This window comes from Stenotrophomonas sp. AS1, assembly GCF_048957655.1.
Lineage (GTDB): Bacteria > Pseudomonadota > Gammaproteobacteria > Xanthomonadales > Xanthomonadaceae > Stenotrophomonas > Stenotrophomonas bentonitica_A.
On record NZ_JARVXM010000006.1, the window covers coordinates 334,664 to 352,295 of the forward strand.

Below are 17,632 nucleotides of genomic sequence, written 5' to 3' on the forward strand. Positions count from 1 at the left end.
GCCGATCAGCCCCCGTTTTCGACCTTGCGCCATTCCACGGCGGCGCGATCCAACACCCCGTTGACGTAGGTGTGGCCGTGCTCGGAACCGAAGCGCTTGGCCGATTCGATCGCTTCGTTGATCACCACGCGGTACGGCACGTCCAGGCGGTAACGCATTTCATAAGCGGCCACGCGCAGCGCGGCGCGTTCGATCGCATCCACTTCCTCGATGCCGCGGTCCAGGTACGGATCGATCGCCGCGTCCAGGTCCTTGCGGTTGTCGAGCACGCCGTGCACGAGCGCTTCGAAGTAGGCCAGATCCGCGATCTCGCGGGCCTGTTCGTGGGCGAACTGGGCGATCACGCTCTGCGCGTTGCCCCCCGAGATCTGCCACGCATAGATTGCCTGCAGCGCACGACGGCGGGCGCGCGAACGCAGCACCGGATCGACGCCATCACGGCGGACGGGCTTACCGGAGGGCTTGCCCGGGTTTGACTTGTTCATGGCAGCTGCTCCAGAAGATTGACCATTTCCAACGCCGTCAGTGCGGCTTCCTCACCCTTGTTGCCGTGGCTGCCACCCGCGCGGGCTTCGGCATCCTCGACCCGCTCCACCGCCAGCACGCCATTGAGCACCGGCACGCCGAAATCCAGCTGCACGCGCATCAGGCCTTCCGCGCAGCGGTCGGCGACGTGTTCGTAATGACGGGTATCGCCCCGGATAACGCAGCCCAGGGTGATGATCGCGGCATGCTGATGGGCGGCGGCCAGGCGCGCGGCGACCAGCGGCAGTTCCCACGCGCCGGGCACGCGGATCACGTCGATGGCGGACTCGTCGATCCCATTGCCGGCCAGGCTCTGCCGCGCACCGGCGACCAGCACGTCGGTGATGCGGGCATTCCAGCGGCTGGCGAGGATGGCGAAACGGGCCTTTTCCGGAGTACGGAGGTCGCCTTCGTAATGGCTCATGTTCGGCGTGGGGTCCATTTAATAGGTGAATATTCTAGCGCATGGCCGCGTGTAGCCGGGCCGCTGCGCGTTACGGGACGGGTCGGGTGCAGCAGCCCCCCTGGGTCAGGGGGCTGCCGCGAAGCGGCGGGAGTCTGGATGAGGCCAGGAAGGACCCGCAGTTTGCAAAGCAGATCGTGGGGCGTCAGCGCGAATGCGATGACGTGTTCCCCACCGTCTCGACCACTTCCAGGCCATACCCGGCCAGACCGATCTGGCGGCGGGGGGTGCCCAGCACGCGCAGCTTGCCCAGGCCCAGATCGGACAGGATCTGGGCCCCGGCGCCGTTGCGGCGCCACTGGCTCACATCCTTGTCCTTGCCCGGCACCACCGGCTGCGGCTGCTGGCGCAGGCGGGCCAGCAGGCTGTTGGTGTCGCGCGGGGCCGACAGCACCACCATCACGCCACGCTCGGCAGCCGCGATCGCGCGCAGGGCATCGGTGGAGGCCACGCCGAAATCGTCGCGACGCCAGTGCAGCAGATCGGCCAGCGGGTTTTCGACCTGCACCCGGACCAGGGTCGGCTCGGTATCGGGGGTGCCGCGGACCAGCGCGAAGTGCAGGTCGTGGGCGATCCGGTCGCGGTAGGTGACCAGCGTGAACGGGCCGAACTCGGTCTCGATCTCACGCTCGTCCACCCGCTCGACGGTCTTCTCGGTGGCCAGGCGGTAGGCGATCAGGTCGGCGATGGAACCCATCTTCAGGCCGTGCTCGCGGGCGAACACCTCCAGCTCCGGGCGGCGCGCCATGCTGCCGTCCGGATTCAGGATCTCCACCAGCACGCCGGCCGGTTCCAGCCCGGCCAGCATGGCCAGGTCCACGCCCGCCTCGGTATGCCCGGCGCGGGTGAGTACGCCGCCCGGCTGGGCGATCAGCGGGAAGATGTGGCCCGGCTGGTGCAGGTCGGCCGGCTTGGCGTCCGGCTTCACCGCGGTGCGGATGGTGTGCGCGCGGTCGTAGGCCGAGATGCCGGTGGTGACACCCTCGGCGGCCTCGATGCTGACCGTGAAGTTGGTCTGGAACTGCGCGGTGTTGGCCTGGACCATCGGCGCCAGGCCGAGATCGGCAGCGCGCTCGCGGGTCAGCGGCAGGCACACCAGGCCACGGCCATGGGTTACCATGAAGTTGATGTCCGACGGCTTGACCAGCTCGGCGGCCATGATCAGGTCGCCTTCGTTCTCGCGGTCTTCGTCATCGACGATGACGACCATGCGGCCGAGGCGGATGTCCTCGAGGATCTCGGGAATCGGGGCGAAATTCATGCGCGTGCTCCTGCACCCAGCAAACGTTCGACGTAGCGGGCGACCAGATCGATTTCAAGATTGACCGCACTGCCCACGGCGGTGGCAGCGAAGGCGGTGTTGGCGACGGTGTGCGGAATGAGCGCGACCTCGAAGCCCTGCTCGTCCACCTCGTTGACGGTCAGGCTGACCCCGTCCACGCAGATCGAGCCCTTCTTGGCGATGTAGCGCAGCAACGCGGCCGGCGCGGCGAAACGCCAGCGCTGGGCACGCGCGTCGTCATGCACCGACAACACCTGGCCCAGGCCATCAACATGGCCACTGACCAGATGGCCGCCGAGGCGGTCGGTCGGGCGCATCGCGCGTTCGAGGTTGATGACGGCGCCGTCGGCCAGCCGACCCAGCGTGGTCAGGCCCAGAGTCTCGGTCGAGGCGTCAGCCTGGAAGCTGCTGGCGTCGAATGCGATGACGGTGAGGCAGACCCCGTTGATGGCGATGCTCTCGCCCATCTGCACGTTCTCGAACGGCAGGGTGCCCACGTTGAAGGTGAAGCGGACATCGCCGCCAAGGGACTCGCGTGCGGCCAGACGGCCGACGCCTTCGATGATTCCAGTAAACACGTAACGTTCTCCGCGGAAAGTGAGCGAAAAACGCCGCAAGGCATATAGGTGCACGCCGGGCACAAGGCCCGGCCGCACCGTCTTCTTTCATCCGGACTATACCGTCGGCTCCGGCATTGGACCGGATCTGCTGACCGGGGGCCGGGAAGCGCTCGCGGGCTCGTGCTTGCGCACCTACCGCCGGTGGGGAATCGCACCCCGCCCTGAAGACGTTTATGTACCGGCGAACCGGCCCGGCTAGTGTAACAGGGCACCCTGACTGGGGGCTTTAAGTTAAATAAGTGTTAAGCTACGCGACTGAGTGCTGCGCCGCGTGGATATGACGGCGCACACGTCGGTTACTGATCGAGCTGCAGCGTCCGCGCCGCGCCATGATCGAACGGGTCCCGCAAGGGGCCCGTTTTTTATGGGCGCATCAACAGCCTCACGTCTGCCCCCACCTGCCGCTGGTCCACCACCCGCAGCCGACGCTGCTGCTCCATCGCGTGGATGCCCAGGCCGGACAGCAGCGGCCGGCCATGTTCGCCGAGCAGCGTGGGCGCCTGGTAGAGCAGCAGTTCGTCGACCCAACCGCCGGCCAGCAATGCACCGGCCAGCGTCGCACCGGCTTCGGTGTGCACTTCGTTGATGCCACGCTCAGCCAGTAGCGCCAGCACCGCCCCCAGATCCAGGCGGCCATCGACGCTGGGCGCAGTGGCGAATTCGGCATCAGCCGCATCCGGTGGGCTGACCGCGGCGTCATGCACATACAGTGTCGGCGCCCCACCCTCGCGCACCCGCGCGCATTCCAGCGAACGCAGGCGTGAATCGAGCACCACGCGCAGCGGCGGCACGACGTCGGTGTCGGCCAGGCGCACGGTCAGCATCGGGTCGTCGGTCAGCACGGTGTCGGCGCCAGTCAGGATCGCACCCGCACGCGCGCGCCAGTGCTGCACATCCTCGCGCGCGGCCGCGCCGGTGATCCACTTCGATGTCCCGTCGGCCATCGCGGTGCGGCCATCCAGGCTGGCGGCCAGCTTCACCCGCAGCCACGGCCGGCCGCGCTCGATGCGCGACAGGAAGCCCCTGTTGAGCTCGCGCGCCTGCGTGGCCATCAGGCCTTCGGCCACCTCGATGCCGGCCTCGCGCAGCAGCACGAAGCCGCCCCCGTCGACCTTCGGGAAGGGATCACGCATCGCGGCCACCACGCGGCTGACACCGGCGTCGATCAGGGCCAGTGCACACGGCGGTGTGCGCCCGTGGTGCGCGCAGGGCTCCAGGGTGACGTAGGCGGTGGCGCCGCGGGCCTGCTCACCGGCCTGGCGCAGCGCGAACACTTCGGCGTGCGGGCCGCCGGTGCGCTGGTGCCAGCCCTCGCCCACCACGACCCCATCGCGGGCAATCACGCACCCCACCATGGGATTGGGCCGCGCGGTGTACGCGGCACGTTCGGCCAGGCGCAGCGCGTGCGCCATGTGCTGATGGTCGAGAGCGGAGAAATCGGTCATGGCGGGGATCATCTGGCGGCGTGCAGCCGCGATGGTAGCCCAGCCGGGGTGGCCGCGATGCGGCCGGGGCTCAGCCCTTTTTCTTCTTGGTCAGCGCGATCACATCGCCGAGCAACTGCAACTGCTCGGTGCTGGAGGGCAGCTCGCGTTCGAGCTTCTCGATCTCCTCGCGGAAATCGGCCACGTCTTCGAAGCTGCGGTACACCGAGGCAAAGCGCACGTAACCCACATGGTCCAGCTTGCGCAGTTCGTTCATCACGAACTCGCCGACCTTGATCGAGGGGATTTCGCGTTCGCCACAGATGCGCGCCTGCTGCATCACCGCGCGCACCGCCAGCTCGATCTTGTCTTCAGGCACCGGACGCTTCTGCAGCGCGCGATCAAAGCCGCTGCGGACCTTGCGCGCATCGAAGGCCTCGCGGCTGCCGTCGCTTTTGACGATCGCCGGCAGTTTCAGTTCGATGGTTTCCAGGGTGCTGAAGCGCTCGTTGCAGGCCTCGCACTCGCGGCGACGCCGGATCGTCGCGCCGTCTTCAGAGACGCGCGAATCGATCACACGGGTATCGGCATGCTGGCAGAACGGACAGTACATGGAACGCCTTGCATCGGGAAAACGTCATGCCGCGGTCACGGCAGCGTCGCAACGGTACCTGAGAGAGACAGGCAACAGCAAATGGCAGGGGGCAGAGGCCAGCCCAGCCTAGGCCGGCTGCCGGCGCAGCCACAGCAGGTGCGCCGCGCAGGAGAGCATCGGCGGCCCGGCCAGCAGCAGAACCAGTGCCATCGGACTCGCGACGGCCTGCCAGAATGCCATGCCGACCACCGCCAGGGCGGCAAGGACGCCAAGGCCCAATGCAGCCCACGGCCAAGGCCCGGCATCGCGCAGGCCGGTGCGTCCCTTTCGGAGATAGCGGCCACTCAACCACAGCCAGCCCACGATCCCGATCAGGCCGGCCGCCCCCCAGCCGCCAATCACCAGGCGCGAGGCCCGGTCCAGATAGGCCGGCTCGACCCATGCGACCCAGACCCCGATGGCGGCGAAGGTGCCACCGCCAGCCATCCCCACGATGCCGCAGACCAGGGCCAGCACGGCGTAGATACGCCGTTGCCGGCCCTCGTCCATATCAGCCGTAGACCGGGTACTTGCGGCATTGCGCGCTGACCGCATCGCGCACGCGGGCGATCACGGCCTCGTCAGCCGGGGCATCGAGCACGTCGGCGATCCAGTTGGCCAGGTCCACGCAGTCCTGTTCCACGTAACCGCGCGTGGTGACCGCCGGGGTGCCCAGGCGCAGGCCCGAGGTCACGAACGGCGAACGCGGGTCGTTGGGCACCGAGTTCTTGTTGACGGTGATGTGGGCCAGGCCGAGCGCGGCTTCGGCATCCTTGCCCGAGACATCCTTGCCGATCATGTCGACCAGCATCAGGTGGTTCTGGGTGCCGCCGGACACGATCTTGTAGCCACGCGCGATCAGCGTGTTGGCCATCGCCTGGGCGTTCTTGACCACCTGCTGCTGGTAGGCCTTGAAGCCCGGCTCCAGCGCTTCCTTGAAGGCCACGGCCTTGCCGGCGATGACGTGCATCAGCGGGCCGCCCTGGATGCCCGGGAACACGATGGACTGCAGCTTCTTCTGCAGTTCTTCGCTTGCCCCCTTGGCGATGATGATGCCGCCACGCGGGCCGCGCAGGGTCTTGTGGGTGGTGGAGGTGACCACGTGGGCGTGCGGCAGCGGGCTCGGGTAGACGCCGGCGGCGACCAGGCCGGCCACGTGCGCCATGTCCACGAACAGGTAGGCACCGACCTTGTCGGCGATGGCGCGGAAGCGTGCCCAGTCCACCACCTGCGAGTAGGCCGAGAAACCGGCCACGACCATCTTCGGCTTGTGCTCCAGGGCCAGGCGCTCGACCTCGTCATAGTCGATCAGGCCGGCTTCGTCGACACCGTACTGGATAGCGTTGAACAGCTTGCCCGAGGCATTGACCTTGGCGCCGTGGGTCAGGTGACCGCCGTGGGCCAGGCTCATGCCCAGGATGGTGTCACCGGGCTGCAGCAGCGCGAAGTACACCGCTTGGTTGGCCTGCGAACCGCTGTGCGGCTGCACGTTGGCGTAGTCGGCGTCGAACAGCTGCTTGAGGCGGTCGATCGCCAGCTGTTCGGCGATGTCCACATATTCGCAGCCACCGTAGTAGCGCTTGCCCGGATAGCCTTCGGCGTACTTGTTGGTCAGCTGGCTGCCCTGGGCCTCCATCACGGCCGGGCTGGTGTAGTTCTCGCTGGCGATCAGCTCGACATGGTCTTCCTGGCGCTGGGTTTCGGCGGCGATGGCCTTGGCCAGTTCGGGATCGTAGGTTTCGATGCGGACGTCACGCGGGAACATCGTTTACTCCAGGCAGGCAGAGGGGGTACAGCGCGAGCCTTGGATTGTAGTCCCCGGGCGCGGGGCTGACCAATTGTGCCGCCGATCGCCGGCACCACCGCATGCTGCCCAGGGCGCCAGCCGCAGCGGCCCGCCCCGGAAACCAGAACGGCGCCCCGAAGGGCGCCGTCCGTGTGAGGTACCGCCGCGATTGGACCCGGTCTTACCGGTTGTTGATCACGTAGTCGGCAATGATCCCGGTGGCGATGGCGACCAGCAGCAGGTTGCCGCGGTCGTCGCGGATCCAGTGATGGTCGCGGGGCGGGCGGCGCACCGAGTAGCGGCTGTAATCGTTGACCACATAGACCGGGCCGCCGTAGTACTCACGGTAGCGGTGGCCGCGGGCCCAGCCGTAGGAGCCATAGCCCGGCGCCGGGCGATAGACCACCCGCGGCGGCGGCGGGCCCGGGCGGTAGTAGCCGCGGTTGTCATAGCGGCGGTCGTAACGGCGGTCATGGCGGACTTCGCGACGGTCATGACGATCGCGACGGTCATGACGATCGTGCCGGTCATGGCGATCGTGGCGGTTGTCACGGCGGTCATCACGCCACTCGCGGCGGTCGTGACCGCGCCCACGGTGCCCAAGGCCAGCAGCGAGGCAACGGCCCCGACCACAAATCGATTCATGCGCATGACTGGCCTCGCTTGGTGGGTTGATGGCTCCATCATGCGGACCCCATCTGAACGGTCTCCGGCTGGAAACGGTTTCCAATTCAAGGGCTTTGACCCCGCATTCAGGCGGCGGCAAGCCCCGGCGCCCTTGGCTCCCGGCGGCATTGATCGCTTCCGGCTATAATCGGGGCATCCTTTTCTTCCTCTGTTCCTGTTCCGTCCGGAACGGGCGCAGGGTTGCGCCTTCGGAGAGCTCATGTCCTCGCAATACATCTACACCATGAACCGCGTCAGCAAGGTGGTCCCGCCCAAGCGGCAGATCATCAAGGACATCTCGCTGTCGTTCTTCCCGGGTGCCAAGATCGGCCTGCTGGGCCTGAACGGTGCCGGCAAGTCCACGGTGCTCAAGATCATGGCCGGCGTGGACACCGATTTCGAGGGCGAAGCCCGCCCGCAGCCCGGCATCAAGGTCGGCTACCTGGCCCAGGAACCGGAGCTGGACCCGACCAAGACCGTGCGTGAAGCAGTCGAGGAAGGCGTCGGCGAAGTGCTGCAGGCGCAGGCCCAGCTGGACGCGGTCTACTTGGCCTATGCCGAGGAAGGTGCCGACTTCGACAAGCTGGCCAAGGAACAGGAGCGCCTGGAGGCGATCCTCGCCGCCGGCGATGCGCACACCCTGGAAAACCAGCTGGACGTGGCCGCCGATGCGCTGCGCCTGCCGCCGTGGGATGCGGTGATCGGCAAGCTCTCCGGTGGTGAAAAGCGCCGCGTGGCACTGTGCCGCCTGCTGCTGCAGAAGCCGGACATGCTGCTGCTCGACGAACCGACCAACCATCTGGACGCCGAGTCCGTCGAGTGGCTGGAACAGTTCCTGGCGCGCTACACCGGCACCGTCGTGGCGGTCACCCATGATCGCTACTTCCTGGACAACGCCGCCGAGTGGATCCTGGAACTGGATCGCGGCCGCGGCATTCCGTGGAAGGGCAACTACACCGATTGGCTGATGCAGAAGGACGAGCGCCTGAAGCAGGAAGACAACCAGGAAAAATCCCGCCAGAAGGCGATCCAGAAGGAACTGGAGTGGTCGCGCCAGAACGCCAAGGGTGGCCGCACCAAGGGCAAGGCCCGTCTGGCCCGCCTGGAAGAGCTGCAGTCGGTGGATTACCAGAAGCGCAACGAGACCAATGAAATCTTCATCCCGCCGGGCGAGCGCCTGGGCAACTCGGTGATGGAGTTCAAGAACGTCTCCAAGAAGTTCGGCGACCGCCTGCTGTTCGACGAACTGAGCTTCCTGGTGCCGGCCGGCGCGATCGTGGGCATCATCGGCCCCAACGGTGCCGGTAAGTCGACCCTGTTCAAGATGATCACCGGGCAGGAAAAGCCGGATTCGGGCGAAATCACCGTCGGCCCGACCGTCAAGCTGTCCTACGTGGACCAGAGCCGCGACGCGCTGGAAGGCAACCACAACGTCTTCCAGGAAATCGCCGGCGGCCTGGACATCCTCAACATCAACGGCATCGAGATCCAGTCGCGCGCCTATATCGGCCGCTTCAACTTCAAGGGCCAGGATCAGCAGAAGCTGGTCGGTTCGCTGTCCGGTGGTGAGCGTGGCCGCCTGCACATGGCCAAGACCCTGCTGCAGGGTGGCAACGTGCTGCTGCTCGATGAACCGTCCAACGATCTGGACATCGAAACCCTGCGTGCGCTGGAAGATGCGCTGCTGGAGTTCCCGGGCAACACCTTCGTGATTTCGCATGACCGCTGGTTCCTGGATCGCATCGCAACCCACATCCTGGCGTTCGAAGGCGATTCGCACGTGGAGTTCTTCCAGGGCAACTACCGCGAGTACGAAGAAGACAAGCGCCGCCGCATGGGCGACGACGCTGCGCCGAAGCGCCTGCGCTTCAAGGCGCTGAAATAAGGCAACCGGAAAGGCCGCGCTCGCGCGGCCTTTCTCATTTCGGTAGGTCACCACCGTTGCTGGTGACGCTTTGAAGCGTACCGACCAACGGTCAGTACCCACCACCAACGGTTTGAGATTTCGCGATGTCCCTCCCCGAACGCCTGTTCCAGCTGCAGCAGCACGGCACCTCCGTGCGCACCGAACTGCTGGCCGGCCTGACCACGTTCCTGACGATGTCCTACATCGTCTTCGTCAACCCGGACATCCTGGCCACCACCGGCATGGACCCGGGCGCGGTGTTCGTCGCCACCTGCCTGGCCGCCGCGCTGGGCTCGCTGGTGATGGCGTTCGCGGCCAACTTCCCGGTCGGCATGGCCCCAGGCATGGGCTTGAATGCGTTCTTCGCCTTCACCGTGGTGGGCGCGGCCGGCCTGCCGTGGCAGCAGGCGCTGGCGGCGGTGTTCATCTCCGGCCTGGTCTTTCTGGTGCTGTCACTGACCGGCGTACGCGCCTGGCTGGTGGCGGGTATCCCCGCTTCGCTGCGCGCGGCGATCGTGGCCGGCATCGGCCTGTTCCTGGCGATCATCGCGCTGCAGAAATCCGGCGTGATCATCGCCAACACCGACACCCTGGTCGCGCTTGGGCCGCTCAATACCGCCCCACCGCTGCTGGCGCTGGCTGGCTTTCTGCTGATCGCGATCCTGGAGGCACGCAAGGTGCGCGGCGCAATCCTGATCGGCATCCTGGCGGTGACCGGGGCGGCCTGGCTGCTCGGAGACGTACAGTTCCATGGCCTGATCTCGCTGCCGCCGAGCCTGGCGCCGACGTTCCTGCAGCTGGACCTGCCGGGCCTGCTGCACCACGACGGTGGCGCGCCGATCGCGGTGCTGCTGCAGGTGGTGCTGGTGTTCGTGCTGGTGGAAGTGTTCGATGCCACCGGCACGCTGTACGGTGTGGTCGGTCGTGCGGGCCTGTTGAAACTGCCCGGTGCGCAGAAGCGTTTTGGCCGTGCCTTGTTGGCCGACAGCACCGCGATCGTGGCCGGTTCGCTGCTCGGGACCAGCAGCACCACCGCCTTCGCTGAAAGCGCCTCGGGCGTGCAGGCCGGTGGCCGTACCGGTCTGACCGCGCTGGTGGTGGCGGCATTGTTCCTGGCGGCGCTGCTGTTCTCGCCCCTGGCGGCGATGGTACCCGGCTATGCCACCGCCCCTGCCCTGCTGTTCGTGGCCGGGTTGATGCTGCGCGAGCTGGTCGATGTGGACTGGGGCGACCTGACCGAATCGGTGCCGGCCGCGCTGTGCGCGCTGGCGATGCCGTTCACCTACTCCATTGCCAACGGCCTGGCCTTCGGCTTCATCGCCTATGCGGTGCTCAAGGCCGGCACCGGGCGCTGGCGCGACGTGCATCCGGCGGTGTGGCTGGTGGCCGGGTTGTTCGTGCTGCGCTACGCGCTGGAATGATCGACCGGCACCGGCCGTGTGCCGGTGCTGGTCAGGCCCAGGCTGGGCGCAGTTGGCCGTCGGCGGCAAAGCGATAGCGGCCTTCGTACCAGCCCAGGGCAAACAGACTGAGCACCTGCTCGTAATAGCGCGGCGGCGCGGCGCGCTGCTGCTCCGGTGTCGGCAGCGCAGCGACCATTGCCTTGGTGCGTTCGGCCTCGCCCTGCGCCTGCAGGTACGGCACCAGGGCCGCCTGGAAACCGTAGTTGCCGGTGCCTTCGCGTATGCCGGTGAGCGTGTTGACCTTCTCCGGCATCGGCTGGCCCTCGCGCAGGGTGCTCAGCGGGCCGTGCAGCGCATCCAGAACCGAGCGGAAACTGGGATCGTTCACGGCGGTCATGCCTGCCCACAGATAGCAGCGGATGGCGTCGTAACTGCCGAGCGGACCCTTGTCCGGATCAGCGATGAAGCCGCCGTCGCGCCACGCGGTCCAGTCCGGCGCAAAGCCGTGGGGTGCGGTATCGCGCAGCAGGCGAACGCTGTTGCCGATCACGGTGGTCCACGGCCCGCTCGGATCAAGCGCGGCGAAGCGGCGCAGCAGCGGCAACGGCAGGTAGCTGGGGTTGAACCGCCACGTGTCTTCCGTCGCAAATCCTTTGGGCCCAGGCATCAACATCGTGCCCAGGCCCGGAACATCGACCAGCTCCTGCACCTGGATCGCCGCCAGCATCGCTTCGGCGGTCTGCCGCAGCGCCGGCCGTTTCCACAACCGCGCTGCCTCGTGCAGGGTATAGGCGAGCCAGACATCCGAGTCGCTGGCGGGATTGTCGTCCAGCACCTTCCATGCATTGGCCGTGGTGTCGCGCCCCCACAGCCAGGCGGGCAGGCGCTGGGCCATGCTGCCGCCGGCGAGGTTGTCCTCGGTCCAGCGCAGGAGGCGATCGAACAGCGGCTGATCGTTGTCCACCAGCGCGAAAAACAGCGCGTAGGACTGGCCTTCGGAGGTCGAACGCTGGTCGGCGTTGTTGTGGTCGACCATGCGCCCGTCCGGAGTCACGCTGGAGGCACGCATCACCTGCCACGCCGTCCACGGGCCGGGCCCGCGCGCCGGGCCGTTGGCCGAGCAGGCCAGCAGCGGAGTAACGGCCAGCGCCTGCAGCAGGCGGCGGCGCATCCGATGGAACGATGGGGATTCAGTCACGGACATCAGCCTCTTCGCAGCGGGACCTGGGAAGCCTGCGGGACGCCCGCGGCCAGGTAAAGCCTGGCAGCGGGCCGGTCATCAACGCATGACGGTAATCATTCACCCGACGCGTACGGCGAGCGCAGCGGCTGCGGCTGCTTGCCCAGCCCGGCGCCGAGGCGGTCGAGCAGGAAGCGCAGGTACAGGCTGGTACCGAACTGCCGGTAGTCACGCGCGTTGTTGAACTCCATGCGCCCGCCCAGGAACAGCTGCGAAGACAGCTGCCATTCGGCCGCGGCGCTGAGGTTGTAGGACACGCCGGTCTTGGTCTGGCCGGTATAGACCGGGTCCACGTACTCGGTGGTCAGTCCCAGCAACGCAGCCATCGAGGCGGCCTCGTAAGCAGCCTGCTGCATCGCCGGATCGGTCGGGAAGTACGGCGCAGCGTCTTCCTTGAAGTGCTGTACGCCGACGCTGGTATCCAGCTGCCACGCCACGCGGCCGCTGGAAGTACGCCCGTTCCAGTGCACCGGGAAGCCGACATCCACATAGCGCTGCGGACTGAAGTAACCGCCATGTCCGTAGGTGAAGCCGCTGAGGTTGCGGTCGTACTGCATCGCGGTCAGGTTGAGGCCGGCGGTCAGCGACTGGTTGTCGGTCTCCAGGGCGTGCACGTAGACGCCCACGCCAACTTCCTGGCGATCGTTGTCGGCCACGTTCTCGCCTTCCAGGCGATGCCAGGACGCGCTGGCGTAGCCGCCCAACTGACCGTTGTCGACGGTCGCGGCGAGCTTGGCGCCGCTCGCGGTCACCCCGCCCCAGCGCAGCCCGTTGCGCCCGTCTTCCACGCCGGCGAAGGACAGCAGGCTGTCGGTCACCGCACGGCGCGAGGCCTCACCGGACCAGGTCAGCGCATCGCCGATCTGACCGCGGTAGCCGATGCCGCCGACGATCTGGGTGTCATCGAAGCCGAGCGGCGTGCTGCCGACATCGGCGCGGAAGCCACCCCGCTCATAGCCCACCGAAACACCGGCGCCGCTGGCATCCTGGGAGCTCATGCGGCGGGCACCGGCGGCATTGGCCACCATCGCGTACAAAGTGTCCTGGAACGCCTGCGGTGTCTGTGAGCCACCGCCGCCCTGGGCCAGCGTCTTGAGCTGGGCCTGCTCGGCCGCGCTCAGCCCGCGCACCAGGCCGGCATTGCCCAGTACCTGGGTGGCGATGTCGCTGATCGGGGTATTGGCCAGATCGCGGCTGAGGATGTAACTCGGCAGCGGATCGGCGAACAGCAGCGCACGTGCGGCAGCGGCCCGTTCGGCCTGGGTGAGCGAACCGTCGGTCTGGTTGAACAGTTCCTGGTAACGACCGTTGTCCAGCGCGCGGTCGTAGATCAGATTGCGGGTCGCGTTGCTCTCGCCACGGGTCAGCAGCGTCTGGTACAGCGACGAGCCGACCAGGTCATCGACCGGTGTGCGGTCAGCGGCCAGTGCACCGGCCAAAGCGGCCTGCGGGCCACCGCCGAAGCGGCTGGCACTGGTGTATTCCGGATCGGGGCGCCCGGCATCGAGCACGGTCGGGGTGATTGCCACCTTGAGCTTGCCGTCGCCGACCGCGAACTGCCCTTCCAGCGGCACCTGCAGGTCATCGAGCTGGCCCATGCCGGCTTCGCCAGCGCGGGTGCGATACGCCGCGCCGACCGCCAGGCTGCTGCTGTTCTCGGCCTTGAGCGCGCGCAGTTCGTCGAGCACGCCGTTGCCGGTGGTGGCTGGCGGCAGCGGACCTAGCGCGGTATTGCGCGAGGCGCGCGGCGCACTCGCCTGGCTGGGCACCTGGCGCGAGCCGGGCACCGGCAACGGCAGGGCGACACCGCCGCTGGCCGCAGCCGTCGCCATGACCGGTTCCGGCAGGCCATCGGCATCGATTACTGGAGTGACGCTTGCCGGGCCCAGGCTCATGCCCATCGCCGGGCCGGCGTCCATCGGCAGGGGTTGGGCAGCCAGGCGGGCAGTCGCGGCCGGCAGTGGCAGACCACCATCGCGCAGCGCTGCGGTACGGGTGCCACCGCCACGGTTGAGACCGGCGAACGGATTGAAGCTGCCACCGCTGGCCAGCATCGCGGTGCTGGCCTGCGGGTAGCCATTGTCGAGTTGGCCGCTGCTCTTCGCGGCGGCGGCCAGCGACGCGCGGAAGTAGCTTTCGGCGCGGCGGTTCTTGCCGGCCGCGCGATACACGCGCCCTGCCGCCGCCAACACATCCGGCGATTCCGGGGCCTGCTTCAGCGCGCGCTCCAGATACTGTTCGGCCAGATCCATGTCACGCATCGCCGCGGCACTGCCCGCGGCGGCAACCATCGCATCCAGATCGCCCGGTGCCAACTGCAGCTGCTGCTGATACAGCGCCAGGGCCTGACCGTTGTCGCCCGCGGCGGCATACAGCCGTGCCAGCGCGGCGATATTGCGCGGGTCCTGCGGGCGCTCGGCCAATGCCGGGGCCAACACCGCGTATGCGCCTTCAAGATTGCCAAGCTCCCGCAGGGCATCGACCTGGCGCAGCACGTAACCGCTGCGCAGATCGTTCAAGCGGATCTGCTGGCTGGCCGAGAGCGGCACGTCGGCGAGCTGGCGCAGGATCGCGGCGACCTCGCCATCGCGACCGGCGCGCAGCAGCACCGAGGCATATTCCAGGCGGTTGTCGACGCTGGGCGAACCGCCTTCGATCAGGCGCTGCGCGAGCACGAGGGCGCGCTGCTGGCTGCCGATGTCGGCGTAGGCACCGGCCAACGCGGCCACGATGGCCGGGTTCTTGACCCGGTCGCCGAGTGCGGCTTCGGCGCGGGCCAGCAACAGCTGCGCTTCGCCGCTGCGCTGGCGCTGCATGAGCGAACGCGCCTGGGCGGCCTGCACCTGTACCCACGCGGTGTCGTGCAACGCGGTCATTTCCGAATCACGCGAAGCGGTGGGAATGCGTTCCAGCAACGCATACGCGCGCGGCCAGTCACTGTTCTCCTGAGCGAACAGGGCCTGCGCATACAGCGAGGTCGCCGAGCTGTCGTCCAGCGCGCGCAGCCCTTCGATGACACCGTTGGCCTGGTCCGGACGATCCGCGCGCGTGTACAGGCGCGCCAGTTCCAACCGCAGCCATGGGTCACGCGGCTGCACCAGCAATGCATCTTCCAGCTCGATCTGCGCCATCTCGATGCTGCCCTCGGCCAGCGCCTGCTGCGCGCGGGCACGCGCCAGGTTGGCACGCAGCACCGACTGGCCGCCGGCACTTTCCTGCTGGGCCGGGGTCAGCCGGTCGAACAGTGCGGCCGCTTCATCGGCGCGGCCAAGACGACCAAGCAGGCCGACCAGGCCCTGCAGCGCACCGGCATTGCCGGCATCCAGTTCCAGTGCCTTGCGGTAGCCGCGTTCGGCCGCGGCCGGATCGCTCCCGCTCTGCAGGTCGGCCAGCGCGACGTAACCCGCAGGCTCCTTCGGCTGCAGCGCGATGACCTGCTGCACCCGGGCGATGGCATCGCCGCTGGGCTGGCGACGCACCTCCTGCAGGGTCAGCCAGTAGCGCGCGGCATCGGCCGCGCTGCGCCATTTGCCGTTGATCGCAGCCGCCGGGCGCAGCAGTTCATTGGCTTCGCCGAAGCGCTCCTGGCGCAGACGCACAGAGCCCAGGCCACCGAGTGCCTCGGCATCGCGCGGACGCGCGCGCAGCACCTGGGCGAAACGGGCTTCGGCCTGGGCCAGGTTGTTGCTGTCCAGGGCACGGAAGCCCTCGCCCAGCAGCCGCTGGTTCGGGTCCTGCGGCACCGGACGGTTGGCGATGGCCTGTTCACGCAGCTGCGCCTGCTTGGCCGCCACCTCGCGATCGTTCGGCACCACGTCCAGGAAGGCCTGGTACAGCGGTGCATCGGCGGTGGTGGCGTTGAGCCACAGCAGCGCCTGGCGCCAGGCCGCACGCGCGGGGCCGGCGGTATCGGTGGCCTGGCTTAGCGTACGCAGCTGGGCGATGCCCTCGCGGCGGGTGGGTTCGCGGTAGGTCAGCACCTGGGCCAGCGCCAACTTGGCCGGGTTGTTGTTGCCGGTGGCGATGCGGCGCAGGCCATCGCGCGCGCGCGTCCAGCCTTCCGGCGTACCGGCCAGCACCTGGTAGTACTCCAGCGCCAGATCATTGGGCGGACCGCCTGCGCCGAAGGCCTCGTCATAGGCACGTACCGCTTCGACATAGCGCCCGGCCGCCGCTGCGCGACGCGCGGTCTGCAGCTGGTTCCCGCCACCGCCACCGCCGAGCGCCATGCGCAGGCGCGTGGTCTGCGCCGAGGACGGGTGGCGTGCCTGCAGCTGCTGCAGCCGCTTCTGCGCCTCGGCACGGCGGCCCTGGTTGAGGTCGATCAGGCCCAGGCCGAGCAGTGCATCGGCCTGGTTGGGGTCGGTGGCCAGCAGCTTGCGCCAGGCATCGGCGGCCAGATCCTCGCGGCCCTGGTCCTGCCAGTAGTTGCCTTGGCTGACCAGCTGCTGCGTCGACGACGCGTTCTGCGCGAAGGCCGGCACGGTCAGCACGCACAGGCCAACCAGGCAAAGAGGTGTCAGGGTCTTGCGGAACATGGCGAACTCCACGCGGGCAGCAGTCGCCCATCGGCAGAAAAACGGTAGCGGCGATCCATCCAGCCCTTGCCGAACAGCACCAGGGCACGATCGTAATAGTTGAGGGTGCCGGCGGCGGGAATCCGCGCCAGCTGCGCCTTGGCCAATGCGGGTTGGCCAAGTGCACTGAGATACGGCAGCAGGGCCGCGGCAAAGCCCGGTGACGGCGTACCGGTGCCCACACCAAGCCGTGTGTCGATCTTTTCGGCAAAGCCGCTCTGCGCGCGCAACATCGATGCCGGCCCAGACAGGCCATCAAGCAAGGTGCGCCGCAACGGATCGGCCGGATCGGTCATGCCTGCCCACAGATAGCAGCGGATCGCGTCGTAGCTGCCGATCGCGCCCTTGCCCGGGTCGGCTACGAAAGCCTTGCCGTTCCAGGCGATCCAGTCCGGCGCGAACCCGACCGGCGCACTGGCACGCGTCATCGCCACGCTGCGTTCGGCCAGCCGCGCCCACGGGCCACGTGCATCGACGGCGGCAAAACGACGCAGCACGAACAACGGCAGGTAACTCGGATTGAGCGTCCAGCGGTCGGCCTGCACGAACCCGCGGTTGCCGGGCAGCAGCATCGGGCCGAAGCCGGGCAGCTCGACGACTTCAGCCGTGCGCATCAGCGCCAGCGTCTGCCGGCCGGCTTCGACCAGCCCCGGCCGTTTCCACAAGCGGCCCGCTTCAAGCAGCGCGTAGGCGATCCACAGCTCGCCATCAGCGGCGGTGTTGGGGTCGAGCACGCGGAACTGGCCATCGGCGGCACGCCCCCACAACCACGCAGGCAGATTGAGGTCGGCACGGCCGCGGCACAGGTGGCGGCGGGTCCAGGCCAGGATACGGTCGAACAGCACTGGATCGTTGTCCACCAGTGCGAAGAACAATCCGTAGGACTGCGATTCGGAGGTGCTGCGCAGGTCGGTATTGAGATGATCGACCACGCGGCCATCCGGCTCGATATGCCGATCGACAAACGCACGCCACTCACGCCACGGCGTGCCGCAGGCCTGTGCCAGAACGTCGAGCGGCAGCACGGCGGCAGCACCAGCGGCCGCCATCGCCTGCAGGAAGCGACGGCGCGCAGGCGCCGGCGCGGGGACGGACGGGTCGCGCAT

At 68.0% G+C, this 17,632-nt stretch carries 13 protein-coding genes, 1 pseudogene and 1 riboswitch; of the genes and pseudogenes, 2 read left to right on the plus strand and 12 right to left on the minus strand.

Annotation, left to right across the window (positions count from 1 at the left end):
- Window positions 1-5 precede the first annotated feature (5 nt).
- The 9 genes and pseudogenes from nusB to PV764_RS10545 form a co-directional block, all read right to left on the minus strand.
- Window positions 6-485 (minus strand): transcription antitermination factor NusB, encoded by a 480-nt coding sequence (nusB, locus tag PV764_RS10505; protein WP_019182513.1) that lies wholly within the window; start codon window positions 483-485, stop codon window positions 6-8.
- Window positions 482-949 (minus strand): 6,7-dimethyl-8-ribityllumazine synthase, encoded by a 468-nt coding sequence (gene ribH / locus PV764_RS10510; RefSeq protein WP_019182514.1) that lies wholly within the window; start codon window positions 947-949, stop codon window positions 482-484. The genes nusB and ribH overlap by 4 nt, the downstream gene beginning before the upstream one ends.
- 184 nt (window positions 950-1,133) lie before the next feature.
- Entirely contained in the window at window positions 1,134-2,249 is a 1,116-nt protein-coding gene (gene ribB / locus PV764_RS10515) for a 3,4-dihydroxy-2-butanone-4-phosphate synthase (protein WP_019182515.1), read from the minus strand.
- Window positions 2,246-2,848, minus strand: coding sequence for a riboflavin synthase (locus tag PV764_RS10520; protein ID WP_046272747.1), 603 nt, complete (start codon window positions 2,846-2,848; stop codon window positions 2,246-2,248). Before PV764_RS10520 ends, ribB begins: the two co-directional genes overlap by 4 nt.
- Before the next feature lie 75 nt (window positions 2,849-2,923).
- Window positions 2,924-3,063: riboswitch (FMN riboswitch) on the minus strand.
- A gap of 189 nt (window positions 3,064-3,252) precedes the next feature.
- Window positions 3,253-4,335 carry a bifunctional diaminohydroxyphosphoribosylaminopyrimidine deaminase/5-amino-6-(5-phosphoribosylamino)uracil reductase RibD gene (ribD, locus tag PV764_RS10525; RefSeq protein WP_421116573.1) on the minus strand — a complete coding sequence of 361 codons (1,083 nt, stop codon included), beginning with the start codon at window positions 4,333-4,335 and terminating at the stop codon, window positions 3,253-3,255.
- A gap of 70 nt (window positions 4,336-4,405) precedes the next feature.
- Window positions 4,406-4,927 (minus strand): transcriptional regulator NrdR, encoded by a 522-nt coding sequence (gene nrdR, locus PV764_RS10530; RefSeq protein WP_019182518.1) that lies wholly within the window; start codon window positions 4,925-4,927, stop codon window positions 4,406-4,408.
- A gap of 108 nt (window positions 4,928-5,035) precedes the next feature.
- The gene (locus PV764_RS10535; protein ID WP_019182519.1) at window positions 5,036-5,458 is read right to left on the minus strand and encodes a hypothetical protein; all 423 of its coding nucleotides are present in this window, start codon (window positions 5,456-5,458) and stop codon (window positions 5,036-5,038) included.
- 1 nt (window position 5,459) lies between these two features.
- Window positions 5,460-6,713, minus strand: coding sequence for a serine hydroxymethyltransferase (gene glyA, locus PV764_RS10540; RefSeq protein ID WP_102789012.1), 1,254 nt, complete (start codon window positions 6,711-6,713; stop codon window positions 5,460-5,462).
- Window positions 6,714-6,915: 202 nt separating this feature from the next.
- Window positions 6,916-7,385 (minus strand): annotated as a pseudogene (locus tag PV764_RS10545) (RcnB family protein).
- A gap of 235 nt (window positions 7,386-7,620) precedes the next feature.
- Here PV764_RS10545 and ettA point away from each other — a divergent pair.
- On the plus strand, window positions 7,621-9,285 hold the full coding sequence (gene ettA, locus PV764_RS10550) for an energy-dependent translational throttle protein EttA (protein ID WP_019182522.1): 1,665 nt from the start codon (window positions 7,621-7,623) through the stop codon (window positions 9,283-9,285).
- A gap of 125 nt (window positions 9,286-9,410) precedes the next feature.
- Complete coding sequence (locus PV764_RS10555; RefSeq protein ID WP_019182523.1) at window positions 9,411-10,727, plus strand: NCS2 family permease; 1,317 nt, start codon at window positions 9,411-9,413, stop codon at window positions 10,725-10,727.
- A gap of 31 nt (window positions 10,728-10,758) precedes the next feature.
- Here PV764_RS10555 and bcsZ (PV764_RS10560) read toward each other — a convergent pair whose 3' ends face one another.
- The 3 genes from bcsZ (PV764_RS10560) to bcsZ (PV764_RS10570) form a co-directional block, all read right to left on the minus strand.
- Window positions 10,759-11,913: a cellulose synthase complex periplasmic endoglucanase BcsZ gene (gene bcsZ, locus PV764_RS10560; RefSeq protein ID WP_026069670.1), complete on the minus strand. Its 1,155-nt coding sequence runs from the start codon at window positions 11,911-11,913 to the stop codon at window positions 10,759-10,761.
- Between the two features lie 92 nt (window positions 11,914-12,005).
- Window positions 12,006-16,487: a cellulose synthase subunit BcsC-related outer membrane protein gene (locus PV764_RS10565; protein WP_421116574.1), complete on the minus strand. Its 4,482-nt coding sequence runs from the start codon at window positions 16,485-16,487 to the stop codon at window positions 12,006-12,008.
- Window positions 16,469-17,632, minus strand: a complete 1,164-nt coding sequence (gene bcsZ, locus PV764_RS10570; protein WP_019182526.1) for a cellulose synthase complex periplasmic endoglucanase BcsZ — start codon at window positions 17,630-17,632, stop codon at window positions 16,469-16,471. The genes PV764_RS10565 and bcsZ (PV764_RS10570) overlap by 19 nt, the downstream gene beginning before the upstream one ends.

What these genes read in the sequence shown, in the direction of transcription:
- nusB (WP_019182513.1), bottom strand. Translation starts at nt 485, where the DNA reads ATGAACAAGTCAAACCCGGGCAAGCCCTCCGGTAAGCCCGTCCGCCGT.
- ribH (WP_019182514.1), bottom strand. Translation starts at nt 949, where the DNA reads ATGAGCCATTACGAAGGCGACCTCCGTACTCCGGAAAAGGCCCGTTTC.
- ribB (WP_019182515.1), bottom strand. Translation starts at nt 2,249, where the DNA reads ATGAATTTCGCCCCGATTCCCGAGATCCTCGAGGACATCCGCCTCGGC.
- ribD (WP_421116573.1), bottom strand. Translation starts at nt 4,335, where the DNA reads ATGACCGATTTCTCCGCTCTCGACCATCAGCACATGGCGCACGCGCTG.
- nrdR (WP_019182518.1), bottom strand. Translation starts at nt 4,927, where the DNA reads ATGTACTGTCCGTTCTGCCAGCATGCCGATACCCGTGTGATCGATTCG.
- PV764_RS10535 (WP_019182519.1), bottom strand. Translation starts at nt 5,458, where the DNA reads ATGGACGAGGGCCGGCAACGGCGTATCTACGCCGTGCTGGCCCTGGTC.
- glyA (WP_102789012.1), bottom strand. Translation starts at nt 6,713, where the DNA reads ATGTTCCCGCGTGACGTCCGCATCGAAACCTACGATCCCGAACTGGCC.
- ettA (WP_019182522.1), top strand. Translation starts at nt 7,621, where the DNA reads ATGTCCTCGCAATACATCTACACCATGAACCGCGTCAGCAAGGTGGTC.
- PV764_RS10555 (WP_019182523.1), top strand. Translation starts at nt 9,411, where the DNA reads ATGTCCCTCCCCGAACGCCTGTTCCAGCTGCAGCAGCACGGCACCTCC.
- bcsZ (WP_026069670.1), bottom strand. Translation starts at nt 11,913, where the DNA reads ATGTCCGTGACTGAATCCCCATCGTTCCATCGGATGCGCCGCCGCCTG.
- PV764_RS10565 (WP_421116574.1), bottom strand. Translation starts at nt 16,487, where the DNA reads ATGTTCCGCAAGACCCTGACACCTCTTTGCCTGGTTGGCCTGTGCGTG.
- bcsZ (WP_019182526.1), bottom strand. Translation starts at nt 17,632, where the DNA reads ATGCGCGACCCGTCCGTCCCCGCGCCGGCGCCTGCGCGCCGTCGCTTC.